General features: G+C 39.0%; 15 protein-coding genes. 5 read left to right on the forward strand and 10 right to left on the reverse strand.

Features of this window, described 5'->3' with window-relative positions:
* Positions 1-94 precede the first annotated feature (94 nt).
* The 6 genes from GNP35_RS00320 to GNP35_RS00345 form a co-directional block, all read right to left on the reverse strand.
* Entirely contained in the window at positions 95-2,860 is a 2,766-nt protein-coding gene (locus tag GNP35_RS00320; RefSeq protein ID WP_155693483.1) for a DUF349 domain-containing protein, read from the reverse strand.
* Positions 2,850-3,131, reverse strand: coding sequence for a YeaC family protein (locus GNP35_RS00325; RefSeq protein ID WP_155693485.1), 282 nt, complete (start codon positions 3,129-3,131; stop codon positions 2,850-2,852). The genes GNP35_RS00320 and GNP35_RS00325 overlap by 11 nt, the downstream gene beginning before the upstream one ends.
* Before the next feature lie 11 nt (positions 3,132-3,142).
* Entirely contained in the window at positions 3,143-3,472 is a 330-nt protein-coding gene (locus tag GNP35_RS00330; protein WP_155693487.1) for a zinc ribbon domain-containing protein, read from the reverse strand.
* 153 nt (positions 3,473-3,625) lie between these two features.
* On the reverse strand, positions 3,626-5,299 hold the full coding sequence (locus GNP35_RS00335; RefSeq protein WP_330997651.1) for an alanine/glycine:cation symporter family protein: 1,674 nt from the start codon (positions 5,297-5,299) through the stop codon (positions 3,626-3,628).
* A 113-nt stretch (positions 5,300-5,412) separates the two neighbouring features.
* Complete coding sequence (locus tag GNP35_RS00340; protein ID WP_155693489.1) at positions 5,413-6,540, reverse strand: M14 family metallopeptidase; 1,128 nt, start codon at positions 6,538-6,540, stop codon at positions 5,413-5,415.
* A gap of 94 nt (positions 6,541-6,634) precedes the next feature.
* Positions 6,635-7,126: a TlpA family protein disulfide reductase gene (locus GNP35_RS00345; RefSeq protein WP_155693491.1), complete on the reverse strand. Its 492-nt coding sequence runs from the start codon at positions 7,124-7,126 to the stop codon at positions 6,635-6,637.
* A 134-nt stretch (positions 7,127-7,260) separates the two neighbouring features.
* On the opposite strand from GNP35_RS00345, the gene GNP35_RS00350 reads away from it, so the two are divergent.
* Together GNP35_RS00350 and GNP35_RS00355 are read left to right on the forward strand one after the other, a co-directional pair.
* The gene (locus GNP35_RS00350; RefSeq protein WP_155693493.1) at positions 7,261-8,232 is read left to right on the forward strand and encodes an alpha/beta fold hydrolase; all 972 of its coding nucleotides are present in this window, start codon (positions 7,261-7,263) and stop codon (positions 8,230-8,232) included.
* Positions 8,232-9,362, forward strand: a complete 1,131-nt coding sequence (locus GNP35_RS00355; protein ID WP_155693495.1) for an RNA polymerase sigma factor — start codon at positions 8,232-8,234, stop codon at positions 9,360-9,362. Before GNP35_RS00350 ends, GNP35_RS00355 begins: the two co-directional genes overlap by 1 nt.
* Positions 9,363-9,441: 79 nt before the next feature.
* Here GNP35_RS00355 and GNP35_RS00360 read toward each other — a convergent pair whose 3' ends face one another.
* The 3 genes from GNP35_RS00360 to GNP35_RS00370 form a co-directional block, all read right to left on the reverse strand.
* The gene (locus tag GNP35_RS00360) at positions 9,442-10,884 is read right to left on the reverse strand and encodes a glyceraldehyde-3-phosphate dehydrogenase (RefSeq protein ID WP_155693497.1); all 1,443 of its coding nucleotides are present in this window, start codon (positions 10,882-10,884) and stop codon (positions 9,442-9,444) included.
* Positions 10,885-11,108: 224 nt separating this feature from the next.
* Positions 11,109-11,498 carry a peptide-methionine (R)-S-oxide reductase MsrB gene (msrB, locus tag GNP35_RS00365; protein WP_155693499.1) on the reverse strand — a complete coding sequence of 130 codons (390 nt, stop codon included), beginning with the start codon at positions 11,496-11,498 and terminating at the stop codon, positions 11,109-11,111.
* 22 nt (positions 11,499-11,520) lie between these two features.
* Complete coding sequence (locus GNP35_RS00370; protein WP_155693501.1) at positions 11,521-12,492, reverse strand: LysR family transcriptional regulator; 972 nt, start codon at positions 12,490-12,492, stop codon at positions 11,521-11,523.
* Between the two features lie 102 nt (positions 12,493-12,594).
* Here GNP35_RS00370 and GNP35_RS00375 point away from each other — a divergent pair, with 102 nt between their 5' ends.
* The 3 genes from GNP35_RS00375 to GNP35_RS00385 are packed head-to-tail and all read left to right on the forward strand — an operon-like array spanning position 12,595 to position 17,937.
* Positions 12,595-13,776, forward strand: coding sequence for an efflux RND transporter periplasmic adaptor subunit (locus GNP35_RS00375; RefSeq protein WP_155693503.1), 1,182 nt, complete (start codon positions 12,595-12,597; stop codon positions 13,774-13,776).
* A gap of 1 nt (position 13,777) precedes the next feature.
* Positions 13,778-16,921 carry an efflux RND transporter permease subunit gene (locus GNP35_RS00380; RefSeq protein WP_155693505.1) on the forward strand — a complete coding sequence of 1,048 codons (3,144 nt, stop codon included), beginning with the start codon at positions 13,778-13,780 and terminating at the stop codon, positions 16,919-16,921.
* Positions 16,922-16,926: 5 nt separating this feature from the next.
* Positions 16,927-17,937 carry a zinc-binding dehydrogenase gene (locus GNP35_RS00385; protein ID WP_155693507.1) on the forward strand — a complete coding sequence of 337 codons (1,011 nt, stop codon included), beginning with the start codon at positions 16,927-16,929 and terminating at the stop codon, positions 17,935-17,937.
* Positions 17,938-18,054: 117 nt separating this feature from the next.
* Here GNP35_RS00385 and GNP35_RS00390 read toward each other — a convergent pair whose 3' ends face one another.
* Positions 18,055-19,155, reverse strand: a complete 1,101-nt coding sequence (locus tag GNP35_RS00390) for an NF038122 family metalloprotease (RefSeq protein ID WP_155693509.1) — start codon at positions 19,153-19,155, stop codon at positions 18,055-18,057.
* Positions 19,156-19,284: the final 129 nt, after the last annotated feature.

Below are 19,284 nucleotides of genomic sequence, written 5' to 3' on the forward strand. Positions count from 1 at the left end.
AGCCGATTTAAAATCGGCTTTTTTGTATAAACATGACCGTTCCTAAATAACGTTGACACTTATTTAGGACGGGTCACCAATCAGATTATTTTACTCACTTTAAGAATACTTTTCTGATCCTGTTTACTAAATCAACATCCTCTTTAGAGACAGCCCCGGCCGATAACCAGTCTTCTAATAACTCTTCTTGATTATAAGTTACACCTGATTCTAACTTATCCGTCATCATCGACATTTGTACCGCTTTACGAGTATTATTATCCTGCTCTGGACTTTCTAAATCCGACATGATTTCTAGCTTAATTGTCGTCTCCAACCTATCGACCTTTGTATTAGCATTAAGGGCATTTGCCCATGACGTTTTTAATACAGAGTTATCAATAGTATTTCCATTTGCTAAATCTTCTAAGCCATCAAAGAGTTGCTTGTATTGATTAACTCGATTCGCATCTCTAATCTCAAGTTCACTGTTAGATAATTTATCCAGTAACGCTTTGTGAGCTTTAGAAACCTTATCAAAATCAGAACGTTCTAACTCTGAGCGTTCGATTTTTAGCGACTTAGCTTCTGCTTCTAGCTCTCGAAGATCTTTATTGTTATCAATCGCTGTCAATTTATCTTGATAACCTTGAATCGCTTCCAACAATCCTTTACGCAGCTCAGCAGACTTATCTCGAGACTCGTTTCTCGACGCGCCTAAATCATCAAACACCGCATTATTTACTTTTCTAAAGTCTGTCCAAAGTTGATCATCCACTTTACGTCCTGAAAAACCTATAAGTTTCCAGTCGGCTTGAAGCTTTTTCAAATGATTCGCTTTGTCTGCTAACGTTTGTTCTGACTTTGCGATTTCAGTTGCCTTTTCTAAAAGAGCAGACTTTAAAGCGCGGTTATTTTTATGCTGTTCAGCAATTTTAGCCTTAATCAATTTACTACTTTCACTAAAACGCTTATTAGTCTCAGCTACTTTAGACTTATCTATTAAGCCTGTATCAAACCATAACTTAGTCAGCTTGTTGTTCAGTTGCTCAACATCTTTCCAACTTGAAACGGCTTCACTTTGTAATTTCTGAGCTAACATTTCTAATTGCTCAATAATCAAAATTTTAGCTTGATAAGCCTTATCTCGTTCTGCTTCAAGCTCCGAGTAAAACGCTCTACAGACCTCAAATGCTTTTTCAGATGCAAGGTTAAATTGCTCATTAAGAGGATCGTCTTTTTCTAGACGACCTAATGACAACCAGTCACTTCTTAACACCTTAACTCTGTGTGCCTGCTCAGATGGGTCAACCAATGGTTTGCTTGCTAGTTGCTCTATTTGAGTTAGCAACTCTTGACGTTTAGGTGCTGCAATTGACTGTTCAAGATCTTTTAATTTAGCTACTTCAGCAGCGCTATCTTGCCACGACTTTTCTATCTTTGACTGCTGGTAGTCATTTAATTCAGCGTACCAAGACTCAAGTTTATAAAATAAACCAAACGCCTCTCTATACTTGCCGTCTGTTATTAATTGACTCAATTCACTTTGCTTGCGTTTAAAAGATGAAAACTTTTTGTTTTGTTCTGTTTCTAACTTTTTCACGGCACTCGTTAAATTTGAAACTAACTCTTTAAACTCTCTACGCTTTTCGCTGTTTAATAACGCTTTTGATTCTAACTCTGCCCACTGAGACTTAACAGATTTAAGCTGCGGATTAAAATCATTCAGCGCTATTACAGATTCTGGTGGTGTCATTTCTTGGAGTTGTTTAATCAACTCTTGAGCTTGATTTTGAGCGGCTTTAATTTTTGGCAAGTCGATTAAGTTTCTTTGTAGCTTTTCAACTCTAGATGTTATTTGAGATTTACTCGCTTCATTAATTTCGGCTTGCTCTACGCGGTTAGAAATTTCTTCTAACGTTTGAGTCATACCAAGTTCAATTTCACCATCGTTCTCAACGAGATTGTTCAAGTTGCGTTCAAAGTTCTCTAAATCACTCGTGAGCTCTTCGGTCACTCGTTTTTTTGATGCCTCTTTTTCACTACGCTCTTTAATATCTAAATAAGCTGACTCTAACGTCGATAGCTTTATTTTTAATGCTTCATCTAGCTTCTGATACTTACCAATTAATTCCGTACTTATATGTGAGTCTAACTCTAAAACTAAAGGACTTAATTCATTCCAAGTTCTTGTTAATTGGCTATATTGGCTAGATATTTCTACAAAATCACTTTTGTCTTTTAAGGCATTTAGCTGAGCTAAGGTTAACCGTGCTTTTTTGTCAGCTTGTGAAAGCGCTTCAGTATGCTGTTGAATAATCGCTAATTTAGATTCGACTTCAGCAAGGTTAGTGCCCTTTAGTTTTTTCTGTAGCTTTTTAAGTGCATTTGCATCATCTAACATTTGAATTGTTTTAAGCGATGTTTGATCTGATAAATGCCCAAGAATAAGCGCTTCGATAAACGACTCTTGTTTGTTTATTCTTTGTAGTGCAGCTTCTATTAATTCAGTGGTAGGTAGCTGGTATTTTATGTCGTTTATTAGTTGGCTATTGCTGCACTCTTTAATGAAGTTTAATTTTTCAGAGTCACTAGCTAAGTCATTCGAATTTGACGTTAACGCTTTCTTAAGTTGATTTAATGCAAAGCGATTAACGTCTTCATCTGCTTCTTTTTTTGCAGCTTGCCAAAACAATGAAAAGTCGTTTAACTTTTCCAGCGCTGCTCTGCGAACGGTTTTATCTGCGTCATTAAAGGCTAACTCATGAAGAATACTCTTTTGCTCTGAGTTTGACGTTTCCAACTCGCTAATTGAGCTAATTCGGTCACTGATTTTGTTGCTTTGCCATTTCTTCTTGCTAAATAGTTTTTTAAATATCATCTTGATCAAACCTTGCAATGTCCATATCGGAAAGAAAATCTTTTTTAAGCTCTCGTTTTGATTTCATAACCATTTCACCATTTGGTCCAACAGTAAAATGCTCGTCAGATTTAGCGACTTTACTTTGATAAGCCATTACCAACTGCAAAGAATCTTCTCTTTGTTTTTCTGTTAACTTTTGGCCATTTTGCCATTTTCCTGTTTCCACAGCATATTTTAAGTTTTCATAAACTTCTGGCGTTACCGCCGCTAACATTTGATCAAGGTTCATACCGTTCTCTACTACTTTTTAAGGCTTCGTTTTGCCCAAATAATTCTAAATCTATTAACAACATACCAAATAAAACCAACCAAAATACTGGCTTGCGCAGCAACAAACTGTGGTGAGGCTTTATCTTCAATGTTGTAATACGAAAAACAACCCGCTAAAAACAATAAGGTAGCTATAAACTGATGAGTTTGAAGAGATTGATTGTATTTAAGCGATTTAATTTTACTCAAACTGTGAATTTTTTCTTCCGTCAGGTTTGTCATGTCTAATTCGCAATGAGGACAAACTTGTTGTTTATCAGAAATTGACTTGCCACACTGTGGGCATTTCATAATAGCCATTTAACATTCCTTCTAACTAAACGTCTAATTAAAAACATCTTTATTAACGTTATCTTACATAAAACTTTAAGCTTTTAAACAAACAAAAGCACCTTAGTTCCCTAAGATGCTTTTATGGTCTATTTGATTATTGTTCAAATATAACGGTTGGCATTAACTATCTTTCTTATGCTCGTCGTTAAATTTAACCCAATAGTCATCTACTGTTTCTTTCATTTCTTTACGCAGTAAGAAAATACCTAACAAGTTAGGAAGCGTCATTACCACGATAGCCACTGCAGCCAAGTTCCAGATCAATGAAGTATCTGCAAATGAAGCCCAGAAGAAACCAGCAACATAAATAACACGGTATGGCATAACTGAACGGGCACCTAACAAGTAGGTCATTGCACGGTCACCGTAGTAAGACCAAGCAATTGCCGTTGAGAACGCAAATAGTAATAGACCAATGGTTACTATGTATTTACCAGATTCACCAAAGAAACCACGGGTAAATGCCTCTGTGGTTAATGATGCTGAATGGATAAGTGAATTACCGCGAACGATAATCTCTTTGTTTTTCAACAAACCATCAATAACATTTAATTTACCGTTGTATACGTGTTCACCAGGTAAAAGGAACACAACATCTTCAGCAAACGAACGAGAGTTAAGAATTGTAAAACCACCACTAACGGCCTTACCTTCTTTTACCATAATTTCACCTTGGTACGGTTTTACATCCGAACCAATCTCATTTAGGTAAGCTGATACTGACGTTAAGTCTGTTTCATTTTTTTGACTGTATTCGCCAGCCAAAATAAGCATATCTGAACGTTGGAAGTCATTTTCATGCTTCTCATGCCAAGCTCCCGACGACAGGATTACCATACCCGTTAATGTACAAATGATAATCGTATCGATAAATGGTTCTAATATTGAAACCATACCTTCAGATACTGGCTCGTCAGCTTTAGCTGCAGCATGCGCGATAGGCGCAGAACCTTGACCAGCTTCGTTAGAAAACAGTCCACGGTTAACGCCTTTAGTGAATGCGTAAGCAAATGCAGCACCAACAAAACCACCGGTAGCGGCAGAGCCGGTAAAGGCATCTTGGAATACAGAGATAAATGATGGTCCAAGGTTTTCTAAGTTGTATAAGATTACGCTTAATGCACCAATTACATATAAAGTAGCCATTACAGGAACAACACGAGAGGTGATATAAGCAATACGTTTAATACCACCTAAAATAACCAGCGCTAACAAAATAGCTAACACACCACCAGTTAACATATGGTCAAAACCAAATGAATCATTCATTGACTGAGCAATGTTATTGATTTGAGGCAAACTACCTGTACCAAATGAACTTACAACTGTAGCAATAGCGAATAAAACCGCTAACCACTTCATGTTTAAGCGACGATCCATGTAGTACATTGGGCCACCGGCCATCGTGCCATCTTCAGTTTTTACGCGGTATTTATGCGATAAGGTAACTTCAACAAACTTTGTTGTCATACCGAAAAAAGCCGTCATCCACATCCAGAATAAAGCTGCTGGGCCACCGATTGATAATGCTAGTGCAACACCACCGATGTTACCTGTACCTACCGTACCAGATAAAGCTGTAGACAAAGCTTGGAAATGGTTAGTATCACCTTCCGCACCTTTTTTGTCGTATTTTCCGGTCACTACTTTCCAAGCATGTTTGAAGTAGCGAATTTGTGGAAATTTAAGATAGATGGTGAAAAATATACCCACGCCTAACAGCACATATGGAAACCACGGTGAGCTTCCTAATATGCCATCAAGAAACAAGAGTAAATCGTTAAATGCGTTCACTGGTTATTCCTTTTTAAAGTTATATAAAATTATTATTTTTATTTATTGTTTTAATGGTTAAATCTTATCTTGAATACTTTTATAGCAAAAAAGGGCTAAATAGCCCTTCTTTTTTATCTTAACTGATCAATAACTGCGTAAACGGCCGTTAATGCGTCCGCGCCAAACTTCGCCGATCGTACATCATTCCAGCCATACATAGCATCAGGAGCATCGTTGTGATCTTTAAATGGCATTTCCACTGTGTAAGACAAACATTTGAACTGCTCTCCTACCCATGCCGCCCCTACTGTAGGGTTAGCTTCACCAGGCTTATCTTTTGAGTAACCATGTACATCTTGGAACTCTGGTGTTGCAGCTGCATACGCTGCTTTAAAGGTTTCTTCTAACGTTTGGTGACGAGCATCATAGCTCTTGATGCCTTCACAACCCGCAACAAAGTTATATGGAATAGCCTCATCGCCGTGAATATCTAAAAATAGGTCAACACCTACTTCTTTCATCTTTTCAGTCACTAAATACACTTCAGGGCTTTTATCCATGCTTGGCTCTAGCCACTCACGGTTTAAATTGGTTCCAACTGCGTTAGTTCGCAAATGACCACGAGCAGAGCCATCTGGGTTCATGTTTGGAACAACATAAAACACAGCTTTATCTAACAATAGTCTAGAAGTCGCGTCATCAGCATCAAACAATCTATCTAATAGCCCTTCAACATACCATTCAGCCATAGATTCGCCTGGATGTTGACGCGCCGTAATCCAAATTGATTTCTTACCAGGCTGCGGAACACCTATTTGCAGTAAAGACATGTCTCTACCGTCTAATGTCTCGCCTAAGGTAATAAGCTGAGTATCAGGGTTCAATTGAGATTGATGAATAAGGTCTAGGTGTCTTTCATAAGAGTAAGGAACAAAGTAGGCATAAAAGACATTGTCAAAGTCAGGGATGTGATTAATAACCAATTCACCATCTTTGTACTCAGAGTTCACTCTGAACCAAGTTTCACGGTCATAAGAAGCCATTGCTTGATAGTTTTCCCAGCCCTCTGGGTACGCTGCATCTTTTGCGTTAGTAATACGAAGGATGTGCTCTTCGCCGGCTGTCGTTTCTAATTTAAAGTGAAACCACTGATAAAAATCTGATTGATGATCTTTATCAATAGAAAGTTGGATATTTTTTGCATCTGAAATATCAACAACATTAATATTCCCGCTATCGAAGTTACTGGTTATTCTCATTCTTATTTGATCCGTGAACTGTAAAATCTAACCAAGGTTAACATATAAAAAGCGGCTCTAGCCACTATTTATAGTTTGGATCAATGATCTATGCTCATAAAGTAAGCGTTCTTACAGCCATACCGAGTTCAGAGGAATAACCCATAGATTTCGCATGTACTTTGCCCTCACCATCTAATACATAATAAGTGGGAAAACCTTGGATTCTGAAGTCTTTTGCAGTTGTATCATTACCAAGTGCCGTAGTAAACGTAAGTGCTTTATCGGCAATAATTTGTTCAACTTCATCTTTACTCCCATAACTTAAAGCGATGCTCACCACGTTGACTTTGTCATGATTGTCTTCATAAAAGCTCTGAAGATTTGGCATGCTGACTTTGCAAACTGAACACCAAGGCGCCCAAAAAAATAGAATGGTTGGTTTACCTTCTAAAGCATCGACATTAATAGAGTCGCCGTTAATAGTTGAGAGTTGAAAAGCAGGCACTTGGCTGTCTGTGTCTAACAAAGGGATCTCTCTTATCCAACTAATCAGCTGAAACAATAAGAAAAAAGCCAGTGCCTGACCCGCAATATTTTTTAACATAAATCCCCATCTATTATTTGTGTTTTTAACTACGGAATAAAAGACCCGTAGGAATAAATTTAAATTACAAAACTTGTCACACTTTTTTGATTGGCGTTGCCTTGGTATATGAATGGATAATAAAGGACAACATCATGTTAATAAAATCATTACTTACAAGTTTAGTTTTTAGTGCGGCCGTAAATGCTAATACAGCTATTAATACAAGTGCCTCCCACAATACAAAGATCACAGGAACCGAAGGAAACAACAGCTCATACATCAACAACAATGACTCACGAGCTTTGGTTAGCTCAAATAAATGTTTTAAAGCCTCAGTAAAAGGCACTGGAAAGCCCGTTATTTTAATTCCCGGTTTTTCCAACGACAATAGAGTATGGCTGGAACAAGAAAAAGCACTAAAAAAAGAATACCAAGTGCACTCATTATCACTGAGTGGTTTTGCTGGAACAGTCACTTGCAACTATAACGGAAAATATCTAAATGAAGTTACAGAACAGATATTAACTTACATTGATAATAACCAGTTAAATGCGGTTAGTGTTATTGGCCATAGTATGGGAGGTTTGATTGCGATGAATGTAGCAATTCAACAACCTACTAATTTTAAGCACATCATTGCCATTGATGGCCTACCTTTTATAGGCCCAGTTTATACTCGTTCAAATGCAACAACCGTTTCTGATATTTCTTATCAGGCAAATCAAATGCGAACAATGTATAAAAATGCGACGCCTGAACAAATAACGTTTATGACGCAGCAAGGGATGCAGTTTCAAACTAACGACAGTGCGGCTAAACAGCAGATATTAGAGATGGCAAAACAATCAAATAGTATCGTGCTTGGTGACGCAATTTACGATGTAATGACAACCGACCTACGCAAGCAATTGCATAAAATATCAGCATCGTTATTATTAATAGGGGCATCTGGTGGCTTTAACAGCGAACCGGAACATACATTTATTAGAAACTTATACAAAGAGCAATTAAGTGATAAAAAGGACGCTTCGCTTATTATGAATACAAACGCTAAGCACTTTATTATGTTCGACGACGGTGAATGGCTTACAGACCAGTTACTAAACACATTAGGGGCTGAATAATGTCTACAACAATATCTCACTTAGATATAAGCGAAAACGTAACATTAGCCCAGCAAGGCGAAATAAAGGCGTTTGAACGGCTGATCGATGCTTCACAAAATGCCATTACCAGTATTGCTTTATCAATAACGAAAGACTTAGACGCAAGCGAAGATGTCGCTCAGCAAACTTATATCAAAGCATGGAAGGACATTAATCAGCTTAAAAATGGTCAGAGCTTTTTACCTTGGATACGACAGATTACCAGGTACACAGCATTAAATTATATAAAAACACAAAGTGCCGGTGTAACCTCCCCTTGCGCTGATTACGACAGCCTTTTAGCCACGCTATCAAATAATGACGTGCCAGCAGATGTTAGTTTGATCAAACAGCAGCAATCTGAACTGATAAGTCATTTGTTAGATCAACTTGAGGCGGAAACTCGTGAAATAGTCCTCCTATATTACAGAGAACAACAAAACAGCAACGCTGTCGCTCAATTGTTAGATATAAGCCCCGCTTTAGTTCGAAAAAAACTACAACGGGCAAGAGAGCAACTCAAACCTGAGATATTAAACACTTATGGCAACGTTATTTATAGCTCTACACCTGCTAGTTTAGTGGCTATTGTGTTAGCCGTTGTCGCTCCAACGGCCATGGGTGGCTTATCTGGCGCGAGTGCTACCGGTTTGAAGTTAGGAGTAAAATCTCCAGTTCTTATGAGTATAATCGGTGTTTTATTACCGCTATTGCTAGCTTTGACCGCGAACCACCTATCAATGGCCATGGTCATTAAAAACGTCCATAACACAAATGCTAAAAACGCTCTAAGGCAGCTTCGTAAGCAAACAACCTTTTGGATGATAGGTGCGGCCTCAGTAATGGCGGTAGGTTATATTTATACTTCAGGTTGGCTTATCGTTACTATCGGCTTTGTTTTATTCTGGTTGGGATTATATCGTTCAACTAAAGCGGTTCTTGTTGTAACAACAGAATTTGTTCAACCAAGAATAATCAACCTAGCTGGTTACACAATTAACTTAAGTCTCATTGGTTGTTATTTGGGGTTATTTGGTGGCCTTTTTGGTGGCGGCTTAGGTCTAGTTTTGGGATTAATCAACGATGGGCGGTTTAATAGCTTACTGTAAATATTCTAAATTTTGATACAAAAAAGCCGAGCTCTAAGCTCGGCTTTTTATAACTAAATTGAATCGCTCTAAATGATATTTATTTAGGCAGCGTTGGGTATTCAATTCCTGCCATTTCTTGCATTACACGCACAACCTGACAGCTATAGCCAAACTCGTTATCATACCAAACGTATAGAACTGCTCTATCGCCGTCTACGATCGTTGCTTGCGAGTCAACAACACCCGCGTAACGACTGCCAACTAAGTCAGTAGATACAATCTCAGTTGAACTTGTGAAGTCGACTTGGTCTTTTAAGTCAGAGTGAAGTGCAACATCTAGCAAGTAATCATTTAACTCTTCACGAGACGTGCTCTTGTCTAAGTTTAAATTCATAATCGCCATTGAAACGTTTGGTGTTGGTACACGAATCGCGTTACCTGTTAACTTACCGTGTAATTCAGGCAGTGCTTTAGATACTGCTTTAGCAGCACCGGTAGATGTTAATACCATGTTTAAGGCAGCTGAACGACCGCGACGCTCCGCTTTATGGAAGTTATCAATTAAGTTTTGATCGTTTGTATAAGAGTGAACCGTTTCAACGTGACCATTCTTGATACCAAACTTATCGTTCATCGCCTTAAGAACTGGTGTTATTGCGTTAGTTGTACAGCTAGCTGCACATACAATATTATCTTCAGGTTTAATGTCTTTTTCATTAACACCATAAACGATATTTTTAATCTGACCACCAGCTGGCGCTGTAAGAAGAACTTTTGAAGTGCCTTTAGATTTAAGGTGTAAACCAAGACCATCTTCATCTTTCCAGATGCCTGTATTATCGACGATTAACGCATCTTTAATACCGTAATCTGTGTAATCAATGCTATCTGGAGAGTTTGCATAGATAACTTGAATATAAGTACCATTTGCTTTAATTACGTTACTTTCATTGTCAACGGTAATGCTACCATTAAATGGACCATGAACAGAGTCGCGACGTAATAAGCTTGCACGCTTTTCTAAGTCACCATCTTTACCGCCACGCACAACAATTGCGCGAAGTCTCAAGTTGGCATTTGGACCGTTTCTCTCAATAAGCAATCTTGCTAATAAACGACCAATACGACCAAAGCCGTATAAAACAACATCTTGAGGCTCAATACCTTCGCCATCAATAATGCTAGCTAGTTCTTGTTTAAGGTAATCTTCTTTTGATAAACCTTCACCAGACGATTTGTAAATATTACGGAAAGCAAGCTTACCTAAATCTATTTTTGCTGGTTTAAGGTTCATTTTTGAAATGATTTCTAAGAACTCAAAACTCTCACGAAGGCGCAATTTCTGACCTTCGTATTTAGTTACAGTTTTATGTGCTTTGATAATTTCGATAGTAGACGCAGAAACTAAAGGACGACCATAGATACAGATTTCTATACCGTGGTTGCGGTAAAGGCTACCAATAATAGGTTGCATGCGGTCTGCATAGTCTTGTCTTTCTAACCAACTTTGTTGGTACTGCTGTTCTGGAGTTAGTGTCATTACGTCTACCTTTAGCTTAATAGAATTAAAACGCGATTGAATCCTGTTCAATCAAAACTGGCGGCATTGTAAATGAAAGAAATGAAAGTTTAAATGTAATATTACAAAAAGACTTTCATTTTTATAAAATGGATTGTTAATTTTAATTTACGAAGACTCGTTTCAAAGGCAAAAAACACATGAAAAACGGCTTAAAAGGTAATGAAATTGAAATGCTTGTGGAATTAACTTGGTGAAAATGAAAGCGCAACAGAATTAACACAGTAACGCTTACCAGTTTGCGTTGGACCATCATCAAAAACGTGACCGATATGCCCATCACAATTAGCACAAACAATTTCCGTGCGTGTCATGCCATGACTATTATCTTTTATATAGGCAATTGTGCCCTCTTCACACTCATCAAACGATGGCCAACCACAATGAGACTCGAACTTTTGAGATGAATAAAAAAGTTTCTGGTCACAGCACACACAACTGTATACCCCGGCACGATTTTCCTCTATGAGTTCCCCCGTAAATGGACGTTCTGTACCTTTTAACCTGGTAACTTGATATTGCTCTGGTGTTAGCTCCGCTTGCCATTGCGCGTCAGTTTTCGTTACTTTGCTCATTTTTGATGAACCTCTCTTTAAGTTAAATCTCAAATCCAGTTGCTTCTTTTTTATGCCCGTACATTGCGTCAAAACCTGGAATACAGGACTCCCAATCTGGGATGTTGCTACCAATTAGCTCTTTGATTGTATCTATAAACAAACGTGTTTTAACTGGTGAATCACGGTGTGGATAAACCGCATACAGCGCACCAAAGTCCAATAGCGTTAAGTCCGTCATAACGGGTATAAGCGCACCACTTATCACCTCATTCTCTAACATTTGCGCAGCAACCACCGCAAACATGTTTCCAGACTCGGCGGTTCGTACCAACATTTCTACGTCATTGACTCTATACGCAGCGTTTAGTTTTATCGATTCTTCTAAGCCTAGCTCATTTAATACATTCACTCTATCCACTTCAAAACCGGATGATGAATATATCGCACAGGGTAGTGTCTTCAAATCTTGTATTGTTTCAGGTTTTTTATAGCGCTTAAAAAAGCTTTCCGACGCTACAATTGCTAATCGGTTTCGGGCTAACTTCCTAGCGATCAAACTGGAGTCTTTAGGCTCACCAAATCGGAAACCTATATCGTATCCTTCACCTACAATATCAACCAGCCGATCTTCTAGTCTTAGCTCTACATCTATTTGCGGAAAACGTCGTTGAAACTCTATAACCGCTTTTTGTACATAACGTCGTCCAAAATGTGTAGAGCTAGTAATTTTTAAGCGACCTTGTGGTTCCGAGTGATAATTTTGTGCCCTTCGTTTAGTCTCATTTAACAATTCACGAAGCAACTTTGCTTGCTGAACAATCTCTGTTCCTGCCGCTGTTAACGATAATGACCGAGTGGTTCGGTTCAATACTCTTACTCCAAGCTCTTGCTCAAGCTTAGCAATTTGCTTAGAAATCACAGACCTATCAACATGTCGATGTTCCGACGCTTTGGCAAAAGTGCCCAATTCGGCAACATCCAATAAAAGTAATAATTTGCTAGCTAAGTCCATTTTCTCACCATTGGTGCGTTAAAGGCATTAATAAAGTGCTAATTCGAGCATTTTTACAATGTAAATACAAGACTATAATTGGCCATAACTTAGGAGAATATTATGAACACATCGTTTAAACTCGGAATTATTAGTCTAGCACTTACAACAGTAATTGGTTGCTCAGAAGCTGGTCCTGCACAAGCAAATTCAGCGCCACCGCCACCAGCCATTGACGTAGCAACAATTTCTTCTATGGAATTTACTGACTGGCATACTTTCACAACTCGCACCGTTGCACCTGAACAGGTTCAATTGACCCCTCGAGTTACCGGCATTATAGAAACCGTCAAATTTACTGAAGGCTCTTATGTAAACAAAGGAGACGTTTTGTTTTCTTTGGACAAAAGAGCATACGATGCTGAAGTTAAAAATTTAGAAGCACAACTTAGTAGAAGTAAAGCTGCTTTACGCCAAGCCAAAAGTGAATATGACCGTGGTGTTTCTTTATCAGATTCAAAAGCAATATCGGTTGAACAGCTAGAAGCAAGACGCGCCATTTTTGATCAAAGAACCGCTGACGTAGATTCAATTGCTTCATCTATTAATATTGCAAAATTAAACGTTGATTTCAGCGATATAAAAGCACCTATCGCGGGTAAAGTATCTCTCGCTTTCCACACGGCTGGTAATACAGTTAGAGCAACGGAAACAGTATTAACAACTATAGTTGCAACAGATACCATTGAAACCTACTTTGAAATTGATGAGCGTACGTGGAATACAAAATTTGCATCTATTGATTCGTTAATTGGCCTACCTGTAAGGCTTGAGCTAACTGGCGCAGCAAACGCTATTTTTGGTAAAGTCGACTTTATAGATAATGCGATTAATCCAAACACAGGTACCATTAAAGTTCGTGCAATGTTCGATAATAAAGATGGGAAATTACTTCCAGGTTCATTCGCTCGTGTAAGCATCGCACCTTCGGACTTCTCACAGCAAATCATTGTTCCAGAACGAGCAATTGGTACAGACTTAAAAAACAAGTTTATTTTAGTGGTAAACAAAGACAATCAATTAACTTATCGCCCTATTAAAGTAGGTAAACGAATTGGTAGTTTTAGAATTGTCACAGAAGGCCTAGAAGTTGGTGAAAAGATTGCAGCAAATGGCCCTGCTAAAGTAGGTCCTGGTATGCCAATCACTCCTCGTGACGTCTCTATCGAATTACCTAAAAACCTTTTAGTTAGTGACTTCTTATCTCACTTAAACAACACGTCTAGTGTAATGGGCGCGAAATAATATGAAATTTTCACACTTTTTTATAAGCCGGCCAATCTTTGCGGTCATGCTTTCTCTTATAATATTTATTGCTGGTGCAATTTCGTTAATGCAGTTGCCAGTCAGTGAGTACCCAGAAGTCGTACCGCCAACCGTGGTTGTTAATGCGAGTTACCCAGGTGCAAACCCTAAAGTAATCGCTGAAACAGTTGCAACGCCGTTAGAACAACAAATTAACGGTGTTGAGAATATGCTTTATATGTTCTCACAAGCAACGAGTGATGGGCGTCTTTCATTAACAGTAACTTTTGCTTTAGGGACTGATTTAGACAAAGCACAACAACAGGTTCAAAGCAGAGTAAATAGCGCTGTACCTAGATTGCCAGAAGAAGTCCAAAGACTTGGTGTTATTGCAGAAAAATCTTCGCCAGACTTGGCTATGGTTGTTCACTTATATTCTCCGGAACGTACTCACGACATTAGTTATTTATCAAACTATGCTGACATTTTTGTAAAAGACCAAATTACTCGCTTAGACTCTGTAGGCGATGTACGTGTATTTGGTGGCGGCCAATATGCACTTAGAATTTGGTTAAACCCAGAACAATTAGCTGAACAAAAGCTAACGGCTACTGACGTTGTTAATGCAGTGCGATCTCAAAATAGACAAGTCGCAGCTGGTACATTAGGTGCTCAACCGACGTCATCTGATACACAGTTCCAAATTTTACTTAACGTAAAAGGACGCATGGGCAGTGTTGAAGAGTTTAATGACATTGTCATTCGCGTGGGTGATAACGGTGCTGTTACGCGCTTAAAAGACGTTGGTCGTATTGAGTTAGGCCAAAACACTTACTCATTGCGAGCAATGCTAGACAGCCAACCAGCTGTTGCATTACCTATTTTCCAACGTCCAGGCTCTAATGCAATCGATCTATCCGATAGCGTACGTTCAGTAATGAAAGACTTGTCTACTCGATTCCCTCAAGGCGTTGAATATGACATTGTTTACGACCCTACTGTATTCGTTCGTGGCTCAATTGACGCCGTTATTGCTACTTTGTTTGAAGCAATATTACTAGTTGTTATTGTCGTTATTCTGTTCTTACAAACTTGGCGCGCGTCTATTATTCCGCTTATCGCGGTACCTGTTTCATTAGTTGGTACTTTTGCAGCCATGCAATGGTTAGGCGTTTCAATCAACACTTTGTCGCTATTTGGTTTAGTTTTAGCCATAGGTATTGTTGTAGATGATGCGATAGTTGTTGTAGAAAATGTAGAGCGAAACATTGGTGACGGCTTAACCCCATTTGAAGCAACGAAAAAAGCCATGACGGAAGTTACCGGCCCTATAATCGCGATTGCTTTGGTTTTATGTGCGGTATTTATTCCAACTGCTTTTATTACAGGCTTAACAGGTCAGTTTTATAAGCAGTTTGCGTTAACAATTACTATTTCTACATTAATCTCAGCGTTTAACTCGTTAACCTTGTCCCCTGCACTATCGGCATTATTATTAAAGCCACATGGCGCAAAACCAGACTGGTTAACTCGCGTTCTAGACAAAACGTTTGGTAAATGGTTATTTGCGCCTTTCAACCGTATGTTTGATAAAGCGTCTGATGGCTATGTAACGTTAGTTAAAAAATTAATACGATATGCAACAATTGTCATTGTTTTATACATTGGTTTATTGGGTTTAACTGGAAAAGTATTTACCTCTATTCCAGGTGGATTTATTCCAGCTCAAGATAAGCAATACCTAGTGGCAATGGCACAGTTACCTGATGCCGCAAGTCTAGACCGCACGGAAGAAGTGGTTAAAGAAATGGAAACTATCGCTTTAGCTACTCCGGGTGTTGCTCACACGGTTTCGTTTCCAGGTCTATCGGTTAATGGTTTCTCCAATAGTTCAAATAGTGCCATTGTCTTTGTTACTTTAGATCACTTTGAAAATAGAACAACACCTGACCTTTCTGCTATGGCAATTGCTGGACAGCTAAATGGCGCGTTCTATGGAATTGACGAGGCTTTTGTCGCTATATTCCCGCCACCGCCAATATTAGGTTTAGGTACCACTGGTGGTTTTAAACTTCAAATAGAAGACAGAGCAAACTTAGGTTACGAGGCTCTATTTAATAACCTTCAAACAGTAATTCAAGCTGCTTACAAAGAGCCTGCATTAACGGGAATTTACTCAACGTTTAGAATTCAAGTTCCACAGATGGATATTGAAATAGACAGAGAGCAAGCACTGTTGCAAGGCATTCCGTTAAGTGATGTATTTGATGCGCTACAGATTTACTTAGGCTCTGTTTATGTAAATGATTTCAATTTATTTGGACGAACGTACCAAGTTAATGCACAAGCTGACGCTGAGTTTAGAGCCGATCCTGAACAAATTCTGCAGTACAAAGTACGCAATGCAAAAGGTAATATGATCCCGCTGGGAAGTATCTTAACCGTTACACCAACGACGGGCCCAGACCGAGTAATGCATTACAATGGCTACCCTTCTGCTGAAGTAAATGGTTCGCCTGCTCCTGGCTACTCTTCTGCTCAAGCTCAAGCTGCGATTGAAAGAGTACTGGCTGCAAACTTACCGGATGGTATGGCATATGAGTGGACGGAAGTAACTTATCAGCAAATTTTAGCTGGTAATACGATGGTATATGTATTCCCATTAGTCGTTTTGCTGGTATTCATGGTACTTGCATCACAATACGAAAGCCTTCGTCTACCACTTGCGATTATTTTGATAGTTCCTATGACCATTTTATCTGCATTAATTGGCGTTTGGCTTGTCTCTGGCGATAACAACATCTTTACTCAGATAGCACTCATTGTTTTAGTCGCCCTCGCCTGCAAAAATGCCATATTAATGGTTGAATTTGCAAAAGAGAAAGCCGATGCAGGGGCTACTACTTTTGATGCCATCATAGATGCTTGTAGATTGCGTTTGCGTCCTATATTAATGACGTCGATTGCTTTCACAGCAGGTGTAATACCTCTAGTTCTTGCTTCCGGTGCCGGCGCAGAAATGCGTGAGACTATGGGTATTGCAGTGTTCTCTGGCATGATAGGTGTTACTGTATTTGGTTTGTTGTTTACTCCAGTTTTTTATATGCTGGTGAGTAAAAAAGCAAAAAATGAATCAGAGCAGTAACTGATATGACTAAAACGACATCTAAAAACAAAACAATGAAAGCAATTGCCGTTAACAACGTATGCAATGACTTTAAGTTAGTTGAGGTATCTGTTGATATTCCTGAGGTTAACGAAGGGTATCACTTGGTTAAGATCGAATGTGTTGGTTTAAATCAAATTGATGGCAAACTAGCACAGTGTGGAATAGACGCTTGGACCTTCCCGCACGTTTTGGGCTTAGATGCCGTTGGTATAGTTGTAGAAAATTCATTAGGCTCAGCACCAGCCATTGGTACGAGAGTGGCTTGGCATCATAACCTTAAAGAACAAGGTGTTCTGTCGGAATATGTATGTGTTCCAAGTCACGCGCTGATAGAGGTACCCAAGTCCGTTACACCTGAGGTAGCAGCAACGGTTCCCTGCGCTGGCATGACAGCCTACCTGACCTTGGAACGATTAAACCTGCATGAAGATCAAACTATCCTAATAAAGGGTGGCGCGAGTACCGTTGGTCAATTTGCCATTCAGCTAGCAAATAATATTGGCTATCGAGTAATCACAACGGCTAAAAGCGAGAACAGCGCTTGGTTAAGGCAGTTGGGCGCAGAGCACGTCATTGATTACAACGAGACTGAAACCCAAAAATCGATACTTGAGATTACCTGTGAACGTGGGGTCGATGCAATTGTCGATACCATTGGTGGCAAGTCTACTGCTAAAGACTTAGACTCGCTGCGTTTTGCTGGTTCCATCGCCTGTTTAGCACCTTTTGATGCAATAGATAATGCGAGAATGTTTACCAAAGCGCCAACGATTATTGCCATATCTCTTAACGGAGCTTGGTTGGCTGATGATATGTGCGGCCAATTAAAAATGGCGTTCATTGGACAAAAACTCTTTAACTGTGTTGCTAGCGGGAAGTTAAAAACCCCAACGGTAGTACCCGTTAAGTTTGATCCCAGTGAAATAGAAAACGGTCTTAAGCAGCAGATGGCTGGTTTGATTAAAGGCAAGCAGGTCGTAAGTTTAAAATAATGAAACCTTGATGTTTAATCAATAAAAAAGGGCCATGTGAAAACATCGCCCTTTTTATTATCTATTAAGCTTGAACATCGATTTAATAGATTACTCTATACCTAAGCTTTAGGTATTTTATAGTTTGTTTTGTTTGCGTCTCAACGCGCCTAATAGTAGCAACGCAAACATACTGATTGTTGCTGGCTCTGAAACATTATTCATTCTCAAGTCCCAACCAATAACGTCAAAAGCAATTGCATCAAATGCTGTGATATCGCCAAACTCACCAAATGCAAACGTCGGATCCATTATGCCAATGCCTAAGTCATCCTTAAAGTGACTAGCTTGACGGTCATCACCACCATATACACCGGTTGAGAATGGAGCTAAATTGGTAACACCACCATCAAGTGAGAAATAAGAATCTGAACCCGGCACTAAATCTCTAGTACCCACTCCATAAAGAATACTTTCTTCAGAAAAACGGAACAGATCCAATGCGCTAGCCATAGCATAACCATCCAAATCAATTTCAGGATCTATCAAACCAGAATTATACACAAAGTCATATGTATCAACGCCACTTACAAAGCCCAACGCATGTCCAATCTCATGAATAGCAACACCAACGAAGTCCATTTGGTTAGCGTTGATGCCATCTGTTCGATCAAAATCAAAGTCGAAGTTGCTACTAAAAGTAACTTCACCGTCTAGAGCTTGCCAACCGATTAACCCCTCTCCTAAACCTAACGCCTTAGCATTTGCTTGATTCAATTCTATTGCCACGTTATCGCCAGAACCATCATTATCTAGCTCCGGGCTTACTGGAGAAGACGGGTTTTCTTGATCTAAAAAGCTAAAGTTACAAAGGCCATTACCTTGGTCTTCACACGGTAAGCTACTTACCGCGGCATTATCGAACACAGATGAACTATCTTGAAACATTGCATTTGCAACATCTTGATAATAATAAATATCTGATGAAGAGCCTGTTGAACCAATAATTCCTGCGTCTAAAGCGTCAAAGCCTATACCTAAGTTAACGGTCACATTATCGCTAAATAATTCAGACCAAAAGTTTGCTGCTTCTTGAAAGCCTTGCAAAGCTTGTTGCCCTTGTGCACTAGCAAATTCAGTAGGGTCGTAACTCAATTGAATGTCAGTTGCCATCGCATTCGACATTGACAATATTGCGATACTTATTAACGATACTTTTTTTGTAATTTTTTTTATCATAAGTAATACCTATTTATTTTTATTTTGAGACCACTGTACTTTTAAGCAAAAACCATGCAAACATTAAAACTTAAATAAAATCAAGTTAGTACAGGTCAGGCTCATGATCTTCGCTTACAAAAAACTGTA

The organism is Psychrosphaera haliotis (assembly GCF_009728465.1).
Taxonomy (GTDB): Bacteria; Pseudomonadota; Gammaproteobacteria; order Enterobacterales; family Alteromonadaceae; genus Psychrosphaera; species Psychrosphaera haliotis.